The organism is Microbacterium sp. BK668 (assembly GCF_004362195.1).
Lineage (GTDB): Bacteria > Actinomycetota > Actinomycetes > Actinomycetales > Microbacteriaceae > Microbacterium.
The window spans coordinates 1,878,629-1,900,436 of the sequence record NZ_SNWG01000001.1 but is presented as its reverse complement, the minus strand read 5'-3'; the positions used below and the strand labels follow the sequence as shown (position 1 = coordinate 1,900,436).

The window sequence follows — 21,808 nt, the reverse complement described above, 5'->3', positions numbered from 1 at the left end:
GCGGTCATAATGCTTACAGTTCGGTAAGTCGCCGCGAGGGAGGACCATGACGCCCGACGCAAGGACGACGGGTCCTCCTGAGCAGGAAGCAGTGCGAGCGCCGAGGCCGCACGCACGGACGCTCGCGCGGCGGGAGGCCGTGCTGCGGGCGGCGATGAGGGTCTTCGGGCAGCGCGGCTACAACAAGGGTGCCCTCGTCGAGGTCGCGGAGCAGGCGGGCATGACGCACGCGGGAGTGCTGCACCACTTCGGCAGCAAAGAGGGCCTGCTCATCGCGATGCTGCAGTACCGCGACGGCGAGGAGGCAGCCGGCATCCCAGGGCGGGCGCAGACCGAGGGACCCGCGTTCCTCGATCACCTTCTCGACACGGTGGCCGAGAACACCGCGCGTCCCGGCGTGGTGCAGACGTACGCCGTGCTCGCCGCCGAGTCGGTCACCGAGGGGCATCCGGCCCAGGATTACTTCCGGGATCGCTTCGCGCGACTGCGAGACAAGATCGCCGGTGTGCTGGCGGAGGTGTCGGGACTGGATGCCTCGGACCCGGACGTGCGCGACGATGCCAGCGCACTCATCGCCCTCATGGACGGCCTGCAGGTGCAGTGGCTCCTCGACCCGAGCGCGGTCGACATGCCGCGCGTCGTCGAGAAGATGCTGGACGAACTGGTCGACCGCCTGCGGACAGGCCGCGCGGCACCGTCGTTCCCGCGGCCCGCGGAGTGACCCCGTCGGGCGTCGGTCAGTCGTCCCTGTCGAGCCGATCGTCGTCGAGATCGTCGACGTCGTCTTCCTTTTCTTAGTCCTCGGCGAGGTCGTCGTCGAGGTCGTCCACGTCGTCCACGTCGTCCTCGTCGTCGTCATCCTCGTCATCGTCGAGGTCGTCGTCGGATTCCTCGTCGTCGGAGTCGTCGAGGCCGTCCTCGTCCCGGTCCTCGTCGTCGTCGAGGTCGTCGTCGGATTCCTCGTCGTCGGATTCGTCGTCGTCGAGGTCGTCCTCGTCCGCGTCGGCGTCAGACTCCTCGTCCTCGTCGTCGGCGAGCTCGTCGATGTCGACGCCGTCGACGTCTCCCGCGTGCAGGATCGGCGATCCGTCGTCGTCGAAGTCCGACGCATCCAGGTCTTCGACGTCTTCCAGCTCGGCCTCGTCGGACTCGTCCTCGGCGTCGCCGGCCCGGTCGCGCTCGGCTTCGGCGAGCGCCGCCTGCGCGGCCTGATAGTCGGCCAGCCGCTCGGCCCACGGCACCCAGTCCGGCGCGAGGAGCGCACCGTCGCCGGGCAGCAGCTCGGTCTCGAGCACCGTCGGCTCGGCGCCCTCGACCACCGCGACGCTGACCGTCCAGAACCACCCCGGGTAACCTCCGAGGCGGTTGTGGAAGCGGAGCGAGACGACTCCCCCGTCCTCCACGGCGTAGCCCGCCGGCTCGCCGATCGTCGCCTCGGGCGTGATCTCGCGCAGCGCGGCGAGCGCGAGGTCGTGCGCCTCGAGGAGACGCGCATCGGGCTCCACCGGCTCCGTGGCCGCGGTCTCGCCCGACGCCTCCGGCTCCCCGGCGGCAGCAGGCTCGACGGGCTCGACGGCAGCGGGCTCCACCGGCTCCCTGGGCTCTTCCGCGGCACCGGGCTCGACCGGCTCCGCCTCCTCCGACCCCTCGGCGACCGCGGGCGCCTCGGTGGGATCGGGCTGCGTGCCGTCAGCCGGCTCGCTCGGGAATGTCACGTCGGGATCAGGCGTCGAGCTCATCCGCGACCTTGCGGAGCACGGCGGCGACCTTCTTGGCGTGCGAGCCGCTGGGGTAGCGGCCGTGACGCAGATCGCCCCCGATCCCGTCGAGGAGCTTCACGAGATCTTCGACGATGATCGCCATGTCGTCGGCGGGCTTGCGGGCGCGCTTGGCGAGGCTCACGGGAGCCTCGAGGACGCGCACCGACAGCGCCTGCGGGCCGCGCTTGCCGTCGGCGATGCCGAACTCGAGCCGCGTGCCCGCCTTCGGAGCCGGAGTGCCGGCGGGAAGGGCAGTGGCGTGCAGGAAGACGTCCTGACCCTCGTCGCTGGTGACGAAGCCGAACCCCTTCTCCTCGTCGTAGAACCTGACCTTGCCGGTGGGCATGGAGAACCTCGCTGTGGAAAGCCCGCTCTCGCGGGCAGGGCGTGACGGGACCGGAGGGTCCCTCCCTCAAGCCTACGGCACCGGCGCCGCGGGGCTAGGCTGGAGCGGATGAGCACGCGCAGCAGCGGCCCGGACCTGCCCGTCCGCCGCATCGACCGCATCCTGGCCTACATGGCGCTCGGGCTGACGATCCTCTCGATCGTCTGCTTCTTCGCGGTCATCATCGCGCGTCCGCTCGGGGTCGAGGACTTCACGACGGGGGTCTGGCCGCTCATCGTCGTGCTGCCGCTTCTGGCGCTGCCGATCGCCTTCGTCATGATCGTGGTCCTTCTCGTCATGAGCTTCGTGCGCCGGTCGCGGGCCAACAAGGGCGCGTAAGGCGAGTCCGATGACCACCGACGAGCGCGCGCTCGCGACGTGGCTGTCCGCCCGCGCCGACGCGGAGCTGACCGAGACGTTCGCCCTGCGCTCGGTCTCCGCCTCGACGTCGTGGCACGACTTCTTCGATGCCGCGGCGGGGCTCCTCGACGCGGCATCCGTCGACCGCGCTCTCACCCGGCTGCCGCGATCCGCTCTCGCCGCGCTCGCGAGCGGTTCCGGGGCGGATCGGCCCGAGCTCTCGCGAATGGCCCTCGTCGATGAGAACGGCGCCCCGTACGCGGCGGTCGCCGAACGGGTCGCGGTGGCGAAGGCGACCGCTCCCGCCGCCTTCGAGGCGAGGGCGGATGCCTCGGCTCCTCCGCCTGCGGACGACCCTGCCGCCGCGGCGGCCGCCGAACGCGTGCTCGCGACGACGGGCGCACTGGCCGACCTCCTCATCGCGACGCAGCACACGCCGCTGTCCCGGACCGGGACGGGCACGGTCAGCGCCGTCGACCGCAAGCGGCTCGTCGAGGCCGGCGCCGTCGCCACCCCGGAAGACCTGGACGACCTCGTTCAGGCGGCGGACGCGGCGGGGCTCCTGGAGTCCCCCGACCGCGAGTGGGTCGCGAGCGAGGCCGCCGACGAGTGGCTCGAGGCGCCGACGACCGTGCGCTGGTCGCGAGTGGTCGAGGGCTTCCGCGCGGCTCTGCGGCCCGGACTGCGCACGGCGGCGGGCGGATACCTCGCGCCGGCCGAGTGGGCGACCGCCTACCCCCTCGACCCCGAGTGGGACGCCGAGGCCGTCCGGCTGGAGCGCATCGCCGTGCGGTGGGGTCTCGTGACCCCCGACGGCGCAGAGCCGCGCTGGGCGGCGCCGCTTCGCGCGGGCGCAGCTCCGGATGCCGCGTCCCTCGCCGCCCTGCTTCCGGCCGAGATCGACCGCGTGTACCTCCAGGCCGACCTCTCGGCCATCGCGCCGGGTCCTCTCGCCCCGGCTCTCGACCTGCGGCTGCGCCGGATCGCCGTGCGCGAGTCGCGCGCGCAGGCCTCGACCTACCGCTTCACGAGCGACTCCCTCGGCGCCGGCATGACCGAGGGCGAGACGGCCGAGTCCATCAGGGACTTCCTCGCGCGGCTGTCGCTGACCGGCATCCCTCAGCCGCTGGAGTACCTCCTCGCCAGCACGGCGTCGCGTCACGGCCTTGTGCGCGTGCGCGTCGGGGAGCATGGGAACACCGTCGTCGAGAGCGCCGACCCGAGCGTGCTCGGCTCGATCGCGGTCGACCAGGCGCTGCGCCCGCTGGGCTTGGTGCAGGACGGGGCGGCCCTCGTCACGCGCGTTTCCCGCGACGTCGTGTACTGGTCGCTCGCCGATGCCCGGTACCCGGTGGTGGCGATGGGTCCGGCGGGCGATCCGGAGTCGGTCAGCCGTCGCCGGCGGGCTGGAGCCGCGGTCGCGGAGACCGACGCCAGGCCCTTCGCGGCACTCCTGTCCCGGCTGCGCGATACTCACGAGACCGACGCCGACGCCGCCTGGCTCGGACGCGAACTCGAGCAGGCCGTCCGCGCGCGCTCGGTCATCCACGTCGCGGTGCACCTCCCGGACGGGTCGGAGCGCACCTTCACCCTCGAGGCGACGGGCCTCGGCGGCGGACGTCTCCGCGGCCGGGACCGGGGCGCCGACATCGAGCGCACGCTCCCCGTCTCGAGCATCGTGAGCGTCAAGCCGGCCTGACGCGCGTGCGGCCAGGGCGGTGTGGCGTGCGAGCGGCGCGAGCCCGGCGCCCGCACGCCGATCGGGGGGGCCGGCGTCCGGGTCGGGCGGGTCGCCGGTAGAATCGAACGTTATGGCTGACGGCCCCCTCATCGTGCAGAGCGACCGAACCGTGCTGCTCGAGGTCGCGCATCCCGACGCGGAGAGCGCGCGCCACGAGCTCGCGATCTTCGCCGAACTCGAGCGCGCCCCCGAGCACATCCACACGTACCGGATCACGCGGCTCGGGCTGTGGAACGCCCGTGCCGCGGGCCACGACGCCGACGACATGCTCGGCACGCTCGACCGCTGGACGCGCTTCCCCGTGCCGCCGTCGGTGTCGATCGACATCCGCGAGACCGTGAATCGCTACGGGCGCCTGGTCATCGAGCGGAACGACGAGGGCGCGCTGATCCTGCGGTCGACGGATGCCGCGGTCCTGGCCGAGGTCTCGAAGAACAAGCGCATCGCTCCGCTCCTCATCGGCCGCCCCTCCCCGGACTCGTTCCTCGTCGACGCGTGGGCTCGGGGCCACATCAAGCAGGAGCTGCTCAAGATCGGCTGGCCGGCGGAGGACCGCGCGGGCTACACGCCGGGTACGCCGCATCCCATCGACCTCGCCGAGAACGGCTGGAATCTGCGCCCGTACCAGCGCGAGGCGGTCGACAAGTTCACCGACGGCGGCTCGGGCGTCGTGGTGCTGCCGTGCGGCGCCGGCAAGACGCTCGTCGGCGCCGGCGCGATGGCCGACACCAAGACCACCACGCTCATCCTCGTGACGAACACCGTGAGCGCCCGGCAGTGGCGCGACGAGCTGCTCAAGCGCACGTCGCTCACGCCCGAGGAGATCGGCGAGTACTCGGGCCAGGTCAAGGAGATCAAGCCCGTCACGATCGCGACCTACCAGATCCTCACGGCCAAGCGCGGCGGCCAGTACGCCCACCTCGCGCTGCTGGACGCCCTCGACTGGGGACTGATCGTGTACGACGAGGTGCATCTGCTCCCCGCCCCCGTCTTCAAGCTCACCGCCGACCTCCAGGCGCGCCGCCGCCTGGGGCTCACGGCGACGCTCGTGCGCGAAGACGGCCGCGAGGGCGACGTGTTCAGCCTCATCGGGCCCAAGCGGTTCGACGCGCCGTGGAAGGAGATCGAGGCGCAGGGATTCATCTCCCCGGCCGTCTGCTACGAGGTGCGCGTCGACCTCCCGGCGGGCGACCGCCTCGAGTACGCCGCCGCCGCGGACGAGGACCGGTATCGCCTGGCCGCGACGGCGCCGGCCAAGATCGGCGTCGTGCGCGACCTCGTCGAGCGTCACGCCGGCGAGCGCATCCTCGTGATCGGCCAGTACCTCGACCAGATCGACATCCTGGCCGAGGCCCTCGGGGCGCCGAAGATCACGGGGGCGACGCCGGTCGACGAGCGCGAGGAGCTCTACCAGGCCTTCCGCGAAGGCTCGATCGACGTGCTCGTGGTGTCGAAGGTCGCGAACTTCTCGATCGACCTGCCCGAGGCATCCGTCGCCATCCAGGTGTCGGGCTCTTTCGGATCGCGCCAGGAGGAGGCGCAGCGACTCGGCCGCCTGCTGCGTCCGAAGCAGTCGGGCAACACGGCGAGCTTCTACACCCTCATCGCGCGCGACACCGTCGATCAGGACTTCGCGCAGAACCGCCAGCGCTTCCTCGCCGAGCAGGGGTACAGCTACACGATCCTCGACGCCGACCAGGTCGCGGCCTGACCGTCAGCCGATCCGCTTGAAGAAGTCCGCGATCAGGCGAGTGACCTCATCCGGCTCGTCGTCGGTCATGAAGTGCGCGGCACCCGGCACCGTGGCCGTCTCGAAGTGATCCGCATACCGCGCGACGTCGCCGCTGTGCCTGCGTGCGAAGGACTCCGTGAGCGGCTCGTCCTTCTCCCCGAACAGGTACAGGCTGGGAACTCGCAATCGCTCCGTCCGGTAGAAGCCACCCGCGAGCCTCGGGAGTTCGCCCCCCACGAGGCCGCGGTACAGCTGGCTGATCGCGCCGTCGATCTCGGGGCGTGCCATCGGAGCGAGATAGGTCGCGACGGTCTCGGGCGACATCGGCCTCGATGTGTACGGCGGCCGGAAGAGGTACGCGAGCGATCTTCCGCGGCGGTGGAAGCGCAGCTGCGGCACGTGGCGCAGCGCCGGCAGGAGTCCCAGGCTCATGCGCATGAAGGGCGGAGGGACGGACAGCACGACCAGCGCTCGCATCCGATCGGGGTGAGCGTACGCGAGGTGGCACGCCGGCAGCCCGCCCATGTCATGCGCCACGAATCGCGCAGAACGGATGTCGAGAGCATCCATCAGCGCGACGGCATCCTGCATGATCGTGAGGTGCCCGATCCGCGGTGACTCCGCCCGCGTCCAGCCGAAGCCGCGAAGGTCCGGGCAGATGACCCGATAGCGCGCGCCGAGCGCCGCGCCGATCGAGCGCCATTGCCACCAGTGCTGGGGAAGCCCGTGAAGCATCACCACGGGCTCGCCCTCACCGATCTCGGCCACATGAGCCGTCAATCCCGGCAGATCGACGTAGCGGTGAGTGAAGCCCGGCACGACCGGCATGTCCGGCCATTCCTCGGGCGGCGACGTCGCCGCCGGACGTCCTCCCGTGACGGATGGCTCGCTCTCCGCGTCCATGGGGCCCTCCCCTGACAGCACCGTTGCTTCCCTCCACGTTACTACTTCCGTAGTGCCGTGTCACTACGATCGTAGTCTGAGCGCTCGTCTAGGGTCGTGGCATGGCATCCACGCGCGATCGGGCTCTGGACGCCGCGCTCGCGCTCGTCGGCGAGCAGGGCATCCGCGCCTTGACGCACGCGCGAGTCGATGAAAGAGCAGGACTGCCGAAGGGGTCGACCTCCAACTGGTTCCGCACGCGCGAAGCGCTCGTCGCCGGGGTCGTGGCCTGGCTCGCCGAGACCGAGCGCGCCGAGTTCGCCTCGGGAGACGCAACGCCCGTCGAGACACCGGAGCAGCTCATCGAGGCTCTCGCCGATGTCATCGCGGTGCAGACCGGACCGCTCGCGCCTCGCACGAGAGCCCGCTACGCACTGTTCCTGGAAGGAGCGGGCAACCCCGAGCTGCTGGCCCCGCTCCTCGCCCAGCGTCGCGCCTACGTCGAGTGGACCCTCGGTATCCTCGCCCGGGTGGGCGCGCGGCATCCCGAGCAGGCCGTCCGCACGCTGATGGCCGCCGGGGACGGCATCGTGCTGCATCGTGTGACGGTGGACCCGGATGCCGAGATCCGGCCCGTCGTCGAGCGCGCGGTCCGTGCCTGCCTCGACTGAGCGAGACCCGGAGGCGACGGATCCGGGGCCGCGTCGGGCGATATCCCGCGTGCCACAGCATCCGTCACCATAATGGGCCTATGACCGCACCGCGCATCCTCGTCGTGGACGACGAGCCGAACATCCGCGACCTGCTGATCACGAGCCTCCGCTTCGCGGGATACCAGGTCCGCGCCGTCTCCAACGGAGCCCAGACGATCTCGGCCGTCTTGGAGGAGGAGCCCGACCTCATCATCCTCGACGTCATGCTGCCCGACATGAACGGGTTCAGCGTCACCAAGCGCCTCCGCGGGGCGGGGTACACGGCGCCGATCCTCTTCCTGACGGCCAAGGACGAGACCGAGGACAAGATCACCGGCCTCAACGCGGGCGGCGACGACTACGTCACCAAGCCCTTCTCGCTCGACGAGATCGTCGCGCGCATCCAGGCGATCCTCCGCCGCACCATGCAGGCCGACGAGGAGTCGGTGATCCGCGCGGGCGAGCTCACGATGGACCAGGACACGCACGACGTCGTGGTCGGCGACGTGTCGATCGACCTCAGCCCCACGGAGTTCAAGCTCCTGCGCTACCTCATGCTGAACCCCAACCGGGTGCTGTCGAAGGCTCAGATCCTCGACCACGTCTGGGAGTACGACTTCAACGGCGACGCGGGGATCGTCGAGAGCTACATCTCATACCTCCGTCGCAAGATCGACCCGCACTCGTCCGAGCCGCTCATCCAGACCAAGCGCGGCTTCGGCTACATGCTGAAGGCCGGCAAGACCGCCTGACACAGCGACCTGCGGAAGGGGGCGGCGGCCCTGACGAGCAAATCCGACGCGGTCACCGGCTGGTGGCGCGGCATCAGCCTGCGCGCCAAGGTCACCGGTGTCACGGTCGCGCTCCTCGTGATCGGGCTCGCGGCCGCCGGCATCGGCACGCTCGCGTTCCTCCGCAACGCCCTCATCGTCAACCTCGACGAGCAGCTGCAGCAGCTGACGTCGACGGATGTCGCGGTCAACGCCCTCATCGAGGTGACGATCGTCGACGGCATCCCGGAGTTCACGACGAAGAAGGATGCCTCGACCGACTACTACGTCGCGATCTACGAGGGCAGCGAGGAGGACAACCTCGTGATCACGGCGGGCGGCGATCCGGATGAGCTCGACCCGGACTTCCCCGACACCGTCACCCTCGAGGAGGCCCGGATCCGCGGAACGGAGGCGTTCTGGCTGACGAGCCTGGACGGCACGCGGTCGTTCAAGGCCGTCATGGACGTCTACCAGCCACCCGGGTCGAGCACGCTCTACACGCAGGTGGTGGCCATGCCCATGGCTGCCATCAACCGCGTCGTCACGACCTACATCGGCATCTACGGCGTCCTCGCCCTCATCACGATCGTCGCGGGCGCGCTCCTGACGCGCTGGCTCGTCACGCTGACGTTCCGCAGCCTCGGTCAGGTGGAGTCGACCGCCATGTCGATCGCCGCCGGCGACTTCAGCCAGCGCATGACCGACATCGAGCCGACGACGACGGAGGTCGGGCGCCTCAAGACCGCGATCAACGCGATGCTCGGCCGGGTCGACGCCGCCATCTCGCAGCGCGATGCGACGGTCCGGCAGATGCGCCGCTTCATCGGCGACGCGAGCCACGAGCTGCGGACGCCCCTCGTGACGGTGCGCGGGTACGCCGAGCTCTATCGCATGGGTGCGATCGAAGGCGACGACGACGTCGCTCAGGCCATGGACCGCATCGAGAGCGAGGCCAAGCGGATGGGCCTGCTCGTCGAGGACCTGCTTGCGCTGGCCCGCCTCGACGAACGCCGGGACGTCGTGATCGCCCCCGTCGACCTCCGCCCGGTGGCGCGGGATGCCGCGATGGACGTGCGCGCCGCCTCACCGCAGCGCCGCGTCACCGTGATCGACACGACCCTCGTCGAACCGGAGCCCGAGCCCGAGCCCGAGATCGAGGTGCTCGAAGAGCCGCCGCCTCCCCCGCCCAAGGGACGACGCGGCACGACCAGCCCCTCCGCCATCGCCCGGGCCGGCGGCGCGACGCTGTCGCTCCTGCGTCGGCGCCCCCGACCCGTGCCGGCGTCCGAAGCCCCCGTCTCCGGCGAGATGCCCCCCGTCGCGCCGGTCGACGCCGGGGAGCCCTCCGAGCCGCTCCCGGAGCCGATCGTGCTGGGCGACGAGAACCGCATCCGCCAGGTGGTGGCGAACCTCCTCGGCAACGCGCGCCGCTTCACGGGCGAGGACTCGCCCATCGAGCTGCGCGTGGGCGTCGATCCGCTGCTCGGGGCCGGCTGGATCGAGGTCATCGACCACGGCGAGGGCGTCCCCGACCAGATCAAGGACAAGATCTTCCAGCGCTTCTGGCGCGCCGATACGTCCCGCGCACGCGAGACGGGCGGCACGGGTCTGGGGCTGTCGATCGTGGCGTCGATCGTGGATGCGCTGCACGGCACCGTCGACGTCGTCGACACGCCCGGTGGCGGGGCTACCTTCCGCGTCGCCCTCCCGCTCGCGCGCGAGCGGGCCGCCGAGGAGCACCTCACCCTCATGACCCAGCCCATCGCCCGTCCGCGCGACGAGCGCTGACCGCTCCTCCCCAACGCCGCGGCGCGACGCCTGTATCCCCCGACGGAGCGGACGAGGACGGATGCCGCGCCCGCGGCCTCTACGGTGACTGAACCCGTCCTCACCGACCTCTCAAGGAGTCCCCATGGCCGTCTTCTCCGTCGACAGCGACGCCGTCCTCTCCGCCACGGGCTCGATCCGCGGCACGATCGATCGCCTCGAAGCCGAGACCCACTCCATGCTCAGCCAGCTGACCCAGCTGCAGTCCGCGTGGTCGGGCGCGGCCGCCGTCGCCTTCCAGGGCGCCGTCGACCAGTGGCGGGCCACGCAGCGCCAAGTGGAAGAGAGTCTCGGCGCCATCAACCAGGCGCTGGCGGTCGCCGGCCGGCAGTACGCCGAGGCCGAGCAGGCCTCGATCGCGCTGTTCCGCTGAGCCGCGGCTCGTCCCGATGCGCTCAGGACGACCGGCGGCACCGGTCGTGAAGCGAGGGAGCGCAGCGGCCGAGACGGCCCACCCCCGGGCGAACCGGGGTGCGGCCCACCCCCGGGCGCACCGGGGTGCGGAGAAGTGCAGGATCGCGGATGCCGAGGGCCGGCACGATCCGCGATCCTGCACATCTCCGCATTCCTGCTCGGGAAGCAGATGGTCCCGACGCGCGAAGAAGGCCCCCTCCCGGAGGAGGGGGCCTTCTTGCGGTTCAGCTCGACTCAGAAGTCCATGCCACCCGTCGGGTCGCCGGCGGGAGCCGCGACCTTCTCGGGCTTGTCGGCGACGACGGCCTCGGTCGTGAGGAAGAGGCCGGCGATCGACGCGGCGTTCTGCAGCGCCGAGCGCGTCACCTTGGCGGGGTCGATGATGCCCTGCTGGAACAGGTCGCCGTACTCACCGGTCGCGGCGTTGAGGCCGTGGCCGACAGGGAGGTCGGCGACCTTGTTCGCGACGACGCCCGGCTCGAGGCCGGCGTTGAGGGCGATCTGCTTGAGCGGCGCCTCGATGGCGACCTTGACGATGTTCGCGCCGGTGGCCTCGTCGCCCGAGAGCTGCAGGCCCTCGAACGCGACCTTGCCGGCCTGGATCAGCGCGACGCCACCACCGGGGACGATGCCCTCCTCGACGGCCGCCTTCGCGTTGCGCACGGCGTCCTCGATGCGGTGCTTGCGCTCCTTGAGCTCCACCTCGGTGGCCGCGCCCGCCTTGATGACGGCGACGCCGCCGGCGAGCTTGGCGAGGCGCTCCTGAAGCTTCTCGCGGTCGTAGTCGCTGTCGGTGTTCTCGATCTCGCGGCGGATCTGGGTCACGCGACCCTCGATCTGCGCACCGTCACCGGCACCCTCGACGATGGTCGTCTCGTCCTTGGTGATGATGACCTTGCGCGCACGGCCGAGCAGGTCGAGGGTGGCGTTCTCGAGCTTGAGACCGACCTCCTCGGTGATGACCTGGCCGCCCGTGAGGATCGCGATGTCCTGCAGCTGCGCCTTGCGACGGTCGCCGAAGCCGGGAGCCTTGACGGCGGCCGACTTGAAGATGCCGCGGATCTTGTTGAGCACGAGCGTCGCGAGCGCCTCGCCCTCGACGTCCTCGGCGATGATGACGAGCTCCTTGCCGTCCTGGATCACCTTGTCGACGACGGGCAGAAGGTCCTTGATGTTCGAGATCTTCTGGTTCGCGATCAGGATGTAGGGGTCCTCGAAGACCGCCTCCTGGCGCTCGGGGTCCGTGACGAAGTAGGGGTTGATGAAGCCCTTGTCGAAGCGCATGCCCTCGGTGAGCTCGAGCTCCGTGCCGAAGGTCTGCGACTCCTCGACGGTGACGACGCCCTCCTTGCCGACCTTGTCGATCGCCTCGGCGATCAGGTCGCCGATCGTGGTGTCGGCGGCCGAGATCGACGCCGTAGCGGCGATCTGCTCCTTCGACTCGACCTCCTTGGCCGAGGCGAGCAGCTCGTCGGTGACCGCCTTGACGGCCTTCTCGATGCCCTTCTTGAGCGAGATCGGGTCGGCGCCCGCGGCGACGTTGCGAAGGCCCTCGCGGACGAGCGCCTGGGCGAGCACGGTGGCCGTCGTCGTGCCGTCACCGGCCACGTCGTCGGTCTTCTTGGCGACCTCCTTGACGAGCTCCGCGCCGATCTTCTCGTACGGGTCGTCCAGCTCGATCTCCTTGGCGATCGAGACGCCGTCGTTCGTGATGGTGGGGGCGCCCCACTTCTTCTCGAGCACGACGTTGCGACCGCGGGGGCCCAGGGTCACCTTGACGGCGTCGGCCAGCGTGTTGAGGCCGCGCTCGAGGCCGCGACGGGCCTCCTCATCGAAAGCGATGATCTTTGCCATGTGTGTGTCGTCCCTCCCGGACGTTGGCTTTCGGTCTTAGCACTCGCAGATACGGAGTGCTAAGCCATTCTGGCACTCGCCCCTATCGAGTGCAAGCCGCGCGGAAGCCCTTCCGACACATGACGACACCCCGGGGCCGGAACGCCACCGGGGTGTCTCTCACCACGCCGCTTCGCGGGACGGATGCCGCGGCATCCGTCACCTCATGCGACGATGCGCACGGACTCCGCCTGCGGCCCCTTCTGACCCGAGCCCACCGTGAACTCGACCGTCTGGCCCTCTTCGAGGACGCGGAATCCGGTCATGTCGATGTTCGAGTAGTGCACGAAGACGTCCTGGCCGTCCGCCACGGTGATGAAGCCGAAACCCTTCTCGGCGTTGAACCACTTGACAGTGCCCTGGGTCATGCGAATCACTCCTGTTGCCGTGTGTGTGGGCCCATCGTATGGTTCGCCCGAAAGCGGAAATCGCGGCGTGGGCAACTGTTGACACGCATGCCGCGAAGTGTTTACCCGACCGAAACACGCACCCCCGGCCGAGGTCGGGACGCGGGCTACGGACTCGGCGGAGTGCTCGTGCGATCGAGGCCGATCACGACGACGAGCTGCTTGGTCCGGCTCTCGTCGACGTCGGCCGTCTCGGGGTCGTCCTGCGGCTGGTAGACGTCGCTCTGGGAGACCTGCGCCCCGCCGAGGACGGTCTCGGCGAGCCCTCGCGCCGCCGCCTCGTCCTCGGGATAGGCGTAGTAGACCGTCGTCTCGGCGAAGTCCGTCGAGCCCGCCTGCCCCGCGTTGACGCTGTCGGGAGCCCACCCTGCCGCGATGATCTGGTCTCGCAGCTGGGTCGCGAGCCCCGTCTCCGGCGTGGCGTTGAGGACGATGACGGAGTACGAGGTGTCGACGACGGGCGCCACGGTCGGCAGCGGGGTGACCGTCGGCTCAGGGGTCGGGAAGAGCACGACGCGTCCGGAGGCGATCAGGGTGCCGAAGATCCCGACGGCGACGAGGACGATGGTCGCGAGGACCGCCCAGAGGAACACGACCCACCCGCGCATGCGGGGGTTCTCGGCGCGATGCGCGCCGACTCGGCCGCCGTCCGCGGGGAGTTCGTCGAAGCGATCCCGCGGGTAGGTCGTTTTCGGCACCAGGAAATGCTACCGGGCGACGCCCGCGAACCCGATTCGAGGGCGTCGGCGCGGCGCCGAGCCGGCCGTCATCGGGGATCGGCTGCGGCGCCGGCGACCCTGGTGTCCCGCGAGACGTCGCGCATCCGGCGCAGGCGCTTGACGAGCATCGGGTCGTGCTCCTGCGCCTCCGCCGTGTCGATCAGGCGTCCGAGCAGCTGGTAGTAGCGGGCGGGGGCGAGTCCGAGGTCGGAGCGGATCGCCTCCTCCTTCGCGCCGGCGTGCCGGCGCCACTCCGCCTCGAAGTCCAGGATGGCGCGGTCGCGGTCGGAGAGGGGCACGGCCTCACGGTAGCCCGGCGTCCCCTCCTATCCGGCGCGCCACTCCACGAACCCGCCGAGCGGATCGACGGCGGCGAGCGGACGGGCGTCGCGTCCGAGGACGAAGCCGCCCCACGTCGCGGGGTCGACCGGAGGATCCCAGGCCCTGTGCAGGCCCGGCGGGTCGATCGAGATCCACACGCCGCCGAGGTCGGCGAGCGCCGCGAGGAGTCGTTCCCGTCCGGCGCGCGGGATGTGCGGAAGGACACCGGGCGTCGTGACGACGAGCGTCGCCCCGGCGGGTGCCTCCGCCGCGAGCGCGTGCAGCACGGCCGGGTCGGAGGCATCCCCCCGCACGATCCGCGGCGGGTCGGCGGCGGCGATGTCGAGCGCCGCCTCGATCCGCTCGGCGCGGCCCTCCTCACCCGGCCAGGCCAGGGTGGTGAGGAACCTCCGGTCGTCCTCGTCCCGGGGGTCGAGGGGATCGACGTCGATCCCCGCGCGCCACACGACATCCGGCAGGCGCAGGGCCGGCTCGCCCCGGAGCTCGCATTCCAGCGTGACCGAGGACGGCCCCCCGGATGGGTCGAGCGACACCGTCCGATCGCCCCGGTAGCGGTAGGAGAAGCGGTCGGGATACAGGCACAGCCCGGCGCTCGCCCCCACCTCGAGAAGCGCCAGCGGGCCGGTCACCGTGCTGAGCGCCGGCAGCAGCGCCGCGCAGCGCAGGGGCTCGTTGGTCTGGAGGCCGCGGCGCGCGCTCTCGGCCACGACGGCGTCGATGTTCCGGCCCACCCACGCCGCCCACTCGCGGTACCCCGCGAGCGGAGCGCCGAGCAGGCGGCTGATGGCGAAGACGAGGGGCGGCTGCCGTCGCGTGGCGGGAATCCGCGCGAGAAGGTGCGCGGTGGACGCATCCGTCGCGACGCCGTTCGCCCACTCCTCGTAGACCGCCGAGCGACCCGGGGCCTCCTCCCGTCCGAACCGGGCGTACCGCTGCTGCACCTCGGCCGCGACCGGGCCGAGCGCTGCGGGACTCGCGGGCGAGGCATCCGGACCAGTCGTCACGTGTCCATTGTCGGCGAACCGGCAGAACCCGCCGGAGCGCACAGGCCCAGGCTCGGGTTGAATGGAGGGTGAAGGAGATCCCATGACCTACGCAGTTTCCAAGACCGACGCCGAGTGGCGAGAGCAGCTCGACCCGCAGCAGTACGCCGTGCTGCGAGAGGCGGCGACCGAGCGCCCGTGGACCGGCGAGCTGCTGGACGAGAGCCGCGCGGGCCTGTACACGTGCGCCGCGTGCGGGGCGGAGCTCTTCCAAAGCGGCACCAAGTTCGACTCGCACTGCGGGTGGCCGAGCTTCTACGAGTCGATCCGCCCGGAGGCCGTGGAGCTGATCGAGGACCGCAGCCACGGCATGGTGCGCACCGAGGTGCGGTGCGCCGCGTGCGGCTCGCACCTCGGCCACGTGTTCCCCGACGGGTTCGGCACGCCGACCGGCGACCGCTACTGCATGAACTCCGTCTCGCTCGCCTTCACGCCCGACGCGTGAGCGGCGGCGCACTGGAGGCGATGCGGGCGCGTCGCTCCTGGTCGAAGGTGACGGATGCCGCGCCCTCCTCCGCCGAGCTGCTCGAGCTGGTGTCGGCGGCAGGCCGTGTCGCCGACCACTCCTCGCTCAGGCCGTGGCGGCTCATCGAGCTGCGGGGCGCTGATCGAGAGCGGCTCGGCAAGGCGATCGCCAAGGCCGAGGGCGACAAGCACCCCTCGTCCAAGCCCCTCCGAGCGCCGCTGCTCCTCGCCGTCGTGGCGAGCTACCGCAAGAGCGGGAAGGTCCCCAGATGGGAGCAGGAGGCCGTCGCCTCGGGCGTCGCCCACGTGCTGAGCCTGCTGCTGGACGAGGCGGGGTGGGGTGTGATCTGGCGCACCGGCCATTACACGCGCAGCAAAGCCGTCGCCAAGGCGCATGGGCTGAAGAAGAACGAGGAGCTGCTCGGGTGGCTCTACGTCGGCGGCAAGCCGCCGGTCAAGCGGCACGGCGGGCGCCGCCCCCTCGACGCGTCGCGATTCGTGACGCGCATGCCCGGCGCGAAGGCCTAGCCGCGCGCCCCGCCTCGGCGCGGCAGCACCGCCCGCCACGGGACGACCGCCACGACGACGCCGACGAGCGCGACGAACACCGCGGCGACGGCGACGCCGAGTGACGGCCCCGACAGCGGCGGCCAGAGCGCATCGAGGACGACGGATGTCGCGAGCAGGCCGACGACGGATCCGAGCCCGAGCAGCAGCACGCCGGTGTGCCGCACGAGGGCGGCCGACAGGAAGATGTACACGACGCCGATGGCCCCTCCGGCATAGAGCCACGCGTCGGCCGGGAAGCGCTCTGGTGCGCCGGCGGTCGAGATGTGGACGACGTCGGCGACGACGAGGGCGAGGGTTCCCCCGATGAAGTTGACGAGCGTGGCCACAAGCGGACTGCCGACCGCCTGACGCAGCCGGCCGTTCGTGGCCTGCTGCCAGGCGATGCCCGCACCCGCGAGGAACGGGAGGAGCAGCATCCACCACGGCACTGCGGCCAGGCCTTCGCCGGCGAGACAGAGCACGACCGCCAGGAGCACGAGCAGGCCGCCCGCCAGGCGGCCCAGGGTCACGGCGACGACCCCCGCAGGGCCATACCCCACGCGGTCCAGCACGAGGCCGTTGACGGTCTGCCCCGCCACGACCCCGACCGTGAAGAGGGCGACGCCGATCGTCGCGACCGTGAGGCCTTGCGTGGCGACGGTGAGGGCGCCCGCGAGGCCGCCGATCAGCATCCAATACGGGATGTCGCGTCCCACGCCCCGCACGAGCCTTACGAGCCCGGCCCGGCCGGCGGGGAGCACCGCGCACAGGACGAGGAGGATCGCCAGCCCCGAGCCGAACGAGATGACCGCTGCCGTGAACCCGTCGCCCAGAGCGAGGCCGAGCGACCCGTTGACGCGCGCCTGCACGGCCGTCAGGACGCCCACGAGCACCGCTCCGCCGAGCGCGAGCCAGGCGGGCATGCGGGGCGGGGTCACGCGTCAATCTTGCCCGGACCGGGAGTGTCCGACCTGCGACGTACTCTGGAGTGTGACTCGAACGCGCAGGCAGAAGCTGCTCTCGTGGCTCCCGGCGGCGATCCTGCTCGTGATCATCGCGGGCGTCGTCTTCACGACGATCGCCGTGCAGAACTCCTGGTGGGCCGAGGACCGACCTGTCGCCTCGAGTGACCAGAAGGCCTCCGACGGCAGCAGCATGCTCTCGGACGCGGGCCTGGACTACGTCAACGTCGAAGGGGTGCTGCGCGTCCGGATCGGCCCCGGGGCGTTGCCGACCACGCAGGTCGGCCTGGGCGCGGACGAGGAGAAGTCCGGGGAGTTCCGGCGCCCCGTCCGCGCCGTCATCGCCGCGGGCGACGAGGTGTACGTCATCGAGGACGTCGAGACGATGCGGGCCGCGGCGAAGGACGGGAAGCTGACCTCGCTGACCCTCGGCGTCGGGCAGGCGCTGCCGTGGTCGAGCGCCGTGGGCACCGTGCAGGGGCTCGCGTCGGAGTTCGGGTGGGATCAGGACGAGATCGCCTCGTGGCAGCAGCAGGTCTCGGACTTCACGCGCGAGAACACGGAAGGCATCTTCACGGCCGAGGTGACGTCGACGGATGCCGCGCAGGTCACCGGCACGCTCGCCTTCGACCGGTCGAGCGGCAACACGACCCTCTCGATCACGTTCGCCCCGGTCGCCTGAGCGCGGTCCGGTCGCAGGCGTCGGGCGGGCGCCTGTCAAGGGCCCTCGACAGTCCCGCCTCGGCGGCGGAGGATGCGCTCATGCGAGAAGTGCAGATGTTCGGCCACGGGGAGGTCGTGAAGCTGCCGACGGGCGAGACCGCCCGTGTGGTGTACCCGGCGTCCGGTCCGCCCGTCGACTTCTTCGACCCGCTGACCGACCCGTTCGTCCTCCGCGCGGTGAACGTGCTGATGGACGACGGCGAGGTCCGGCGCTACCTGGCGTCGGAGCTCGTCCCGGAGGAGGAGTGACCTCAGGACTCCTGCCCGCCGGTGAGAATCGCCGAGGCATCCGCCGTGGAGCCGACCACGGGACTCGAACCCGTAACCGCCCGATTACAAGTCGGGTGCGCTACCAATTGCGCCAGGTCGGCAGAGCGACAAGTCTAGCCGCGCCCGCGGTGGCGACCGTTCGCCCGATCAGGGCGCGGGAGTCGGCGTGGGCGTCGGAGTGGGGGTCGGCGAGGGCGTCTTCGTCGATCCGTCGCTCGCGATCGTCAGGACGAACTGCGAGAACTCCGCCGGGTCGTCGAGGGCGCCGATGTACTGCGTCCCGTTGACGAGCACCATGGGGGCGGTCGTGAGGGCGACGCCGTCCGTCCCGGGGATCGACTTGAGGGCCCGGTCGGTCGCCGACTTGGCCCATCCGGCGAAGTCCTCGTTCTCGATGCAGTCGCGCACGACCTTCGGCGAAGAGGCACCGGAGGCGATGGCGGCGGCCGCGAGATCCGAGTCGGAGATGCCGTCGGAGTCGACCTCGGGCTGCTGCTCGAGGAGGGAGTGCGTGAAGGCGAAGAAGGCATCGGGCGAGTGCGTCGCGACGCAGGCGGCCGCGCTCGCGGCGCGCAGGGAGTACTTGGTGCCGTTGGACTTCGACGTCAGCATCGCAACCGGGTGATAGGTGAGGGTGGCCGCGCCCTCCTTGACCCAGGTCGCCAGCTGTGCGGCGTTGGCGAGCTGGAACTCGCGCGACCCCGGCGAGAGGTAGTCGACGTAGATGCGGATGTCGACGGCCGGGGCGGCGGTCGCCTCGGCGTCGGGAGCGGGCGTCTCGACGGGCGTCGGCGTGGGCGTGGGCGTTGCGCCGGCGGCACCCGAGCCCGGCGCGCCCATCTCGGCCTTGCTGTCTTCGAGCGTCGTGCCGGTGACCGAGGTCACCACAACGCCGTCGTCGGTCACGTTCGCGGGGTCCAGGAGGGGCTTGGATGCCGCGGACCCGACCGTCCACGTGACGACGATCGCCGCGACGGCGACGATCGCGACGACGGCGACGGCGACGGCGGCGCCGCGGAGGAGGCGCACGCGCGACTGCTTCGCTTGAACCTGAAGCGCCTTCTCGCGGACCGCTTCGCGGCGGTCGCTCGGGACAGGCGCGTTCTGTGATTCGTCGCTCGACATGAAACCTTCTGGAGACGGGGGGCCGTGGGCCGGGTCGCGGATCGGGCGCGACCGCAGACGATGCTAGCCAGGCAGGCTGGGAAAAGCCCAGACACGGCGCCTGGCGAGGGCGCGGCATCCACCCGTCGCAATCCCGGCGGGAAGCGATCCCGCCCGGCATGTCATACTGAGGGGTACGCCCGACGATGGGCGTGCGGGTGAGCCCCCGCAATTCCATTCACTACGGATCGTCCGGCACGTACCTGCCGGTGAAGGAGAGCACGATGGCGTCCGTCACGTTCGACAACGCAACCCGCTTGTACCCCGGGGGCACGCGCCCCGCTGTGGACAAGCTCAACCTCGAAGTGGGCGACGGCGAGTTCCTCGTCCTGGTCGGTCCCTCCGGCTGCGGCAAGTCCACGTCCCTGCGCATGCTGGCCGGCCTCGAAGAGGTCAACTCCGGCCGCATCCTCATCGGCGACCGCGACGTCACGGACGTCCCGCCGAAGGACCGCGACATCGCGATGGTGTTCCAGAACTACGCGCTGTACCCGCACATGACGGTCGCCGAGAACATGGGCTTCGCGCTCAAGATCGCCGGCGTCGGCAAGGAGGAGCGCGCCGCCCGCGTGCTCGAGGCAGCCAAGCTCCTCGACCTCGAGCAGTACCTCACGCGCAAGCCGAAGGCCCTCTCGGGCGGTCAGCGTCAGCGTGTCGCGATGGGCCGCGCGATCGTCCGTCAGCCGCAGGTGTTCCTCATGGACGAGCCCCTGTCGAACCTCGACGCCAAGCTCCGCGTCCAGACCCGTACGCAGATCGCGTCGCTGCAGCGTCGCCTCGGCGTCACCACGGTCTACGTCACGCACGACCAGACCGAGGCCCTCACGATGGGCGACCGCATCGCCGTGCTCAAGGACGGCCTGCTCCAGCAGGTCGGCTCGCCGCGCGACCTGTACGAGAAGCCGAACAACGTGTTCGTCGCCGGCTTCATCGGCTCGCCCGCGATGAACCTGTTCCCGGCCGACCTCGCCGAGGGCGGCGTCCGCTTCGGCGACACCGTCGTCGGGGTCGAGGCCGACACGCTCGGGAAGGCGCACGGCTCGGAGGTCACGATCGGCGTGCGTCCCGAGGACATCCAGGTCGCCCCCGCGGACGGCCGCGGCCTCCCGGTCGTGGTGGACCTCGTCGAGGAGCTCGGCGCGGACGGCTACCTCTACGGCCACTCCGACGTCAACGGCAAGCGCACCGACATCGTCGCGCGCGTCGACGGCCGTCGTCACCCGAACGCCGGTGAGACGGTCGTGCTTGCACCCGTGCCCGGCCACGTCCACGTCTTCGACGTCGAGACGGGCGAGCGCCTGACCGACAAGGCCATCGCCTCGGCGTAAGACCGATCGGACACAGCGCGGGCGGCTCGTCATGAACCGCCCGCGCTGTCGTCTTGCTGGAGAACAATGCCCGCTGCCCTGAGCATCACCGCCAGCTCGGTCGATCCCGGTCTGCTGAACCTGCCCTGGTCGACGACCCTCGCCGAGTGGCCGAGCAGTCACATCGTCTTCCTCCCCAAGGGCATCTCACGGCACCTGGTGCGCTTCGCGAACCTGTCCGGCCGAGTCGTGGCCATCAAGGAGACGACGGAGGAGATGGCGCGCCGCGAGTACGACATGCTCGGCAACCTCCATCGCCTGGACGCACCGTGCGTCGAGCGGGTGGCCGTCATCGCCGGCAGGACGGATGCCGCGGGCGAGCCGCTGCCGGCGGCTCTCGTCACCGCGCACTTGAAGTTCTCGCTCCCCTACCGGGCGCTCTTCACGCAGGTGCTCCGCCCCGACACCGCCAATCGCCTCGTCGACGCTCTGGCAGTGCTCCTCGTGCGTCTGCACAACGTCGGCTTCTTCTGGGGCGACGTCTCGCTCTCGAACACGCTCTTCCGCCGGGATGCCGGCGCCTTCGCGGCCTACCTCGTCGACGCCGAGACCGGCGAGCTGCACGAGTCGGGCCTCACCCCCGGGCAGCGCGCGCACGACCTCGAGATCGCCCGCACCAACATCGCCGGCGAGATCATGGACCTCGAAGCCGGCGGGCGGCTCGAGGGCGGTGTCGATGCACTGGCCATCGCCGACGGCATCATGTCGTCCTACCACTCGCTGTGGGGCGCGCTGACGGACAAGGAGTCCTTCGCGGCGAACGAGGCGTGGCGCCTGACGGAGCGCGTGCAGCGCCTCAACGACCTCGGTTTCGACATCGGCGAGATGTCGATCGTTGCCACCACCGACGGAACGAGGGTGTCGATCCAGCCGAAGGTGGTCGACGCCGGCCACCACCAGCGGCGACTGCTGCGGCTCACGGGCCTCGACGTCGAGGAGAACCAGGCCCGGCGGCTCCTCAACGACCTCGACGAGTTCCGCGCGCGCGTCTCCCGCCTCGGCGACGACGAGGAGATGGTCGCGCACGAATGGCTGACGCGCGTCTTCGAGCCCGTCGTGAAGGCGATCCCGTTCGATCTCCGGGCGAAGCTCGAGCCGGCCGAGGTGTTCCACCAGGTGCTCGAGCACCGCTGGTACATGTCGCAGGCGCGCGGCAGAGCGGTGCCGCTGGCCGAGGTGCTCACGAGCTACATCGACGACGTCCTGCGCCACCGCCGCGACGAGGCGACGGTCATGGGCCCCCCGACCGAGACCACGTCGATCCCGGTGCTGACCACCGGAGCGATCGATCTCAGCGACGAGGACGACGACGTCGACTGGCGCGATCTGGTGTGACCC

The 21,808-nt window shown here is 70.9% G+C and carries 24 protein-coding genes and 1 tRNA gene; 14 read left to right on the top strand and 11 right to left on the bottom strand.

Annotated features, from left to right (window positions below; translation table 11 throughout):
• The first annotated feature begins 91 nt into the window (after window positions 1–91).
• Entirely contained in the window at window positions 92–721 is a 630-nt protein-coding gene (locus tag EV279_RS08460; RefSeq protein ID WP_208109501.1) for a TetR/AcrR family transcriptional regulator, read from the top strand.
• 73 nt (window positions 722–794) lie between these two features.
• Here EV279_RS08460 and EV279_RS08455 read toward each other — a convergent pair whose 3' ends face one another.
• Both EV279_RS08455 and EV279_RS08450 read right to left on the bottom strand, forming a co-directional pair.
• Window positions 795–1,739: a DUF3027 domain-containing protein gene (locus tag EV279_RS08455; protein ID WP_133542550.1), complete on the bottom strand. Its 945-nt coding sequence runs from the start codon at window positions 1,737–1,739 to the stop codon at window positions 795–797.
• Window positions 1,723–2,106: a cold shock domain-containing protein gene (locus tag EV279_RS08450; protein ID WP_133542548.1), complete on the bottom strand. Its 384-nt coding sequence runs from the start codon at window positions 2,104–2,106 to the stop codon at window positions 1,723–1,725. Before EV279_RS08450 ends, EV279_RS08455 begins: the two co-directional genes overlap by 17 nt.
• 108 nt (window positions 2,107–2,214) lie before the next feature.
• Here EV279_RS08450 and EV279_RS08445 point away from each other — a divergent pair, with 108 nt between their 5' ends.
• From EV279_RS08445 to EV279_RS08435, 3 genes are all read left to right on the top strand, one after another.
• Window positions 2,215–2,484, top strand: coding sequence for a multidrug ABC transporter ATPase (locus EV279_RS08445; RefSeq protein ID WP_133542546.1), 270 nt, complete (start codon window positions 2,215–2,217; stop codon window positions 2,482–2,484).
• Between the two features lie 10 nt (window positions 2,485–2,494).
• A complete protein-coding gene (locus EV279_RS08440) occupies window positions 2,495–4,204 on the top strand; it encodes a helicase-associated domain-containing protein (protein ID WP_133542544.1) in 1,710 nt (569 codons plus the stop codon).
• Between the two features lie 112 nt (window positions 4,205–4,316).
• The gene (locus EV279_RS08435) at window positions 4,317–5,957 is read left to right on the top strand and encodes a DNA repair helicase XPB (RefSeq protein WP_133542542.1); all 1,641 of its coding nucleotides are present in this window, start codon (window positions 4,317–4,319) and stop codon (window positions 5,955–5,957) included.
• A 3-nt stretch (window positions 5,958–5,960) separates the two neighbouring features.
• Here EV279_RS08435 and EV279_RS08430 read toward each other — a convergent pair whose 3' ends face one another.
• Complete coding sequence (locus tag EV279_RS08430; RefSeq protein ID WP_208109500.1) at window positions 5,961–6,881, bottom strand: alpha/beta hydrolase; 921 nt, start codon at window positions 6,879–6,881, stop codon at window positions 5,961–5,963.
• Window positions 6,882–6,982: 101 nt separating this feature from the next.
• On the opposite strand from EV279_RS08430, the gene EV279_RS08425 reads away from it, so the two are divergent.
• From EV279_RS08425 to EV279_RS08410, 4 genes are all read left to right on the top strand, one after another.
• Window positions 6,983–7,531, top strand: coding sequence for a TetR family transcriptional regulator (locus EV279_RS08425; protein ID WP_133542540.1), 549 nt, complete (start codon window positions 6,983–6,985; stop codon window positions 7,529–7,531).
• An 80-nt stretch (window positions 7,532–7,611) separates the two neighbouring features.
• A complete protein-coding gene (locus EV279_RS08420; protein ID WP_133542538.1) occupies window positions 7,612–8,304 on the top strand; it encodes a response regulator transcription factor in 693 nt (230 codons plus the stop codon).
• A gap of 117 nt (window positions 8,305–8,421) precedes the next feature.
• Window positions 8,422–10,113 carry a HAMP domain-containing sensor histidine kinase gene (locus EV279_RS08415; RefSeq protein WP_243728491.1) on the top strand — a complete coding sequence of 564 codons (1,692 nt, stop codon included), beginning with the start codon at window positions 8,422–8,424 and terminating at the stop codon, window positions 10,111–10,113.
• 124 nt (window positions 10,114–10,237) lie between these two features.
• Window positions 10,238–10,525 carry a WXG100 family type VII secretion target gene (locus EV279_RS08410; protein ID WP_133542535.1) on the top strand — a complete coding sequence of 96 codons (288 nt, stop codon included), beginning with the start codon at window positions 10,238–10,240 and terminating at the stop codon, window positions 10,523–10,525.
• Window positions 10,526–10,800: 275 nt separating this feature from the next.
• On the opposite strand, the gene groL is transcribed toward EV279_RS08410, so the two are convergent.
• The 5 genes from groL to EV279_RS08385 form a co-directional block, all read right to left on the bottom strand.
• Complete coding sequence (gene groL, locus EV279_RS08405; RefSeq protein WP_133542533.1) at window positions 10,801–12,420, bottom strand: chaperonin GroEL; 1,620 nt, start codon at window positions 12,418–12,420, stop codon at window positions 10,801–10,803.
• Window positions 12,421–12,623: 203 nt separating this feature from the next.
• Window positions 12,624–12,827, bottom strand: coding sequence for a cold-shock protein (locus EV279_RS08400; RefSeq protein WP_133542531.1), 204 nt, complete (start codon window positions 12,825–12,827; stop codon window positions 12,624–12,626).
• A 146-nt stretch (window positions 12,828–12,973) separates the two neighbouring features.
• A complete protein-coding gene (locus EV279_RS08395) occupies window positions 12,974–13,564 on the bottom strand; it encodes a LytR C-terminal domain-containing protein (RefSeq protein ID WP_133542529.1) in 591 nt (196 codons plus the stop codon).
• 68 nt (window positions 13,565–13,632) lie between these two features.
• Window positions 13,633–13,884: a DUF3263 domain-containing protein gene (locus EV279_RS08390; protein ID WP_133542527.1), complete on the bottom strand. Its 252-nt coding sequence runs from the start codon at window positions 13,882–13,884 to the stop codon at window positions 13,633–13,635.
• Window positions 13,885–13,911: 27 nt separating this feature from the next.
• Window positions 13,912–14,931, bottom strand: coding sequence for a DUF2332 domain-containing protein (locus tag EV279_RS08385; protein ID WP_243728490.1), 1,020 nt, complete (start codon window positions 14,929–14,931; stop codon window positions 13,912–13,914).
• An 82-nt stretch (window positions 14,932–15,013) separates the two neighbouring features.
• Between EV279_RS08385 and msrB the strand changes: the two genes are divergently transcribed.
• Window positions 15,014–15,415, top strand: coding sequence for a peptide-methionine (R)-S-oxide reductase MsrB (msrB, locus tag EV279_RS08380; protein WP_133542523.1), 402 nt, complete (start codon window positions 15,014–15,016; stop codon window positions 15,413–15,415).
• Window positions 15,416–15,435: 20 nt separating this feature from the next.
• Window positions 15,436–15,963: a nitroreductase family protein gene (locus EV279_RS08375; protein WP_133544774.1), complete on the top strand. Its 528-nt coding sequence runs from the start codon at window positions 15,436–15,438 to the stop codon at window positions 15,961–15,963.
• Here EV279_RS08375 and EV279_RS08370 read toward each other — a convergent pair.
• Entirely contained in the window at window positions 15,960–16,922 is a 963-nt protein-coding gene (locus tag EV279_RS08370; RefSeq protein ID WP_243728489.1) for a DMT family transporter, read from the bottom strand. The two genes, EV279_RS08375 and EV279_RS08370, sit on opposite strands and share 4 nt — an antisense overlap.
• A gap of 52 nt (window positions 16,923–16,974) precedes the next feature.
• Here EV279_RS08370 and EV279_RS08365 point away from each other — a divergent pair, with 52 nt between their 5' ends.
• Window positions 16,975–17,628: a hypothetical protein gene (locus EV279_RS08365; protein ID WP_133542521.1), complete on the top strand. Its 654-nt coding sequence runs from the start codon at window positions 16,975–16,977 to the stop codon at window positions 17,626–17,628.
• Between the two features lie 80 nt (window positions 17,629–17,708).
• Window positions 17,709–17,918, top strand: a complete 210-nt coding sequence (locus EV279_RS08360; protein ID WP_133542519.1) for a hypothetical protein — start codon at window positions 17,709–17,711, stop codon at window positions 17,916–17,918.
• 46 nt (window positions 17,919–17,964) lie between these two features.
• On the opposite strand, the gene EV279_RS08355 is transcribed toward EV279_RS08360, so the two are convergent.
• Window positions 17,965–18,040 (bottom strand) — tRNA-Thr (locus EV279_RS08355).
• Window positions 18,041–18,086: 46 nt separating this feature from the next.
• Window positions 18,087–18,968, bottom strand: coding sequence for a thioredoxin domain-containing protein (locus EV279_RS08350; protein WP_347876855.1), 882 nt, complete (start codon window positions 18,966–18,968; stop codon window positions 18,087–18,089).
• A 359-nt stretch (window positions 18,969–19,327) separates the two neighbouring features.
• On the opposite strand from EV279_RS08350, the gene ugpC reads away from it, so the two are divergent.
• Window positions 19,328–20,431, top strand: coding sequence for a sn-glycerol-3-phosphate ABC transporter ATP-binding protein UgpC (gene ugpC / locus EV279_RS08345; RefSeq protein ID WP_133542514.1), 1,104 nt, complete (start codon window positions 19,328–19,330; stop codon window positions 20,429–20,431).
• Between the two features lie 66 nt (window positions 20,432–20,497).
• Window positions 20,498–21,805 (top strand): DUF4032 domain-containing protein, encoded by a 1,308-nt coding sequence (locus EV279_RS08340; protein WP_133542513.1) that lies wholly within the window; start codon window positions 20,498–20,500, stop codon window positions 21,803–21,805.
• Window positions 21,806–21,808 lie beyond the last annotated feature (3 nt).

Coding starts and splice junctions, on each gene's coding strand:
- EV279_RS08455 (WP_133542550.1), bottom strand. CDS start 1,739: ATGAGCTCGACGCCTGATCCCGACGTGACATTCCCGAGCGAGCCGGCT.
- EV279_RS08450 (WP_133542548.1), bottom strand. CDS start 2,106: ATGCCCACCGGCAAGGTCAGGTTCTACGACGAGGAGAAGGGGTTCGGC.
- EV279_RS08445 (WP_133542546.1), top strand. CDS start 2,215: ATGAGCACGCGCAGCAGCGGCCCGGACCTGCCCGTCCGCCGCATCGAC.
- EV279_RS08440 (WP_133542544.1), top strand. CDS start 2,495: ATGACCACCGACGAGCGCGCGCTCGCGACGTGGCTGTCCGCCCGCGCC.
- EV279_RS08435 (WP_133542542.1), top strand. CDS start 4,317: ATGGCTGACGGCCCCCTCATCGTGCAGAGCGACCGAACCGTGCTGCTC.
- EV279_RS08430 (WP_208109500.1), bottom strand. CDS start 6,881: ATGGACGCGGAGAGCGAGCCATCCGTCACGGGAGGACGTCCGGCGGCG.
- EV279_RS08425 (WP_133542540.1), top strand. CDS start 6,983: ATGGCATCCACGCGCGATCGGGCTCTGGACGCCGCGCTCGCGCTCGTC.
- EV279_RS08420 (WP_133542538.1), top strand. CDS start 7,612: ATGACCGCACCGCGCATCCTCGTCGTGGACGACGAGCCGAACATCCGC.
- EV279_RS08410 (WP_133542535.1), top strand. CDS start 10,238: ATGGCCGTCTTCTCCGTCGACAGCGACGCCGTCCTCTCCGCCACGGGC.
- groL (WP_133542533.1), bottom strand. CDS start 12,420: ATGGCAAAGATCATCGCTTTCGATGAGGAGGCCCGTCGCGGCCTCGAG.
- EV279_RS08400 (WP_133542531.1), bottom strand. CDS start 12,827: ATGACCCAGGGCACTGTCAAGTGGTTCAACGCCGAGAAGGGTTTCGGC.
- msrB (WP_133542523.1), top strand. CDS start 15,014: ATGACCTACGCAGTTTCCAAGACCGACGCCGAGTGGCGAGAGCAGCTC.
- EV279_RS08375 (WP_133544774.1), top strand. CDS start 15,436: ATGCGGGCGCGTCGCTCCTGGTCGAAGGTGACGGATGCCGCGCCCTCC.
- EV279_RS08360 (WP_133542519.1), top strand. CDS start 17,709: ATGCGAGAAGTGCAGATGTTCGGCCACGGGGAGGTCGTGAAGCTGCCG.
- ugpC (WP_133542514.1), top strand. CDS start 19,328: ATGGCGTCCGTCACGTTCGACAACGCAACCCGCTTGTACCCCGGGGGC.
- EV279_RS08340 (WP_133542513.1), top strand. CDS start 20,498: ATGCCCGCTGCCCTGAGCATCACCGCCAGCTCGGTCGATCCCGGTCTG.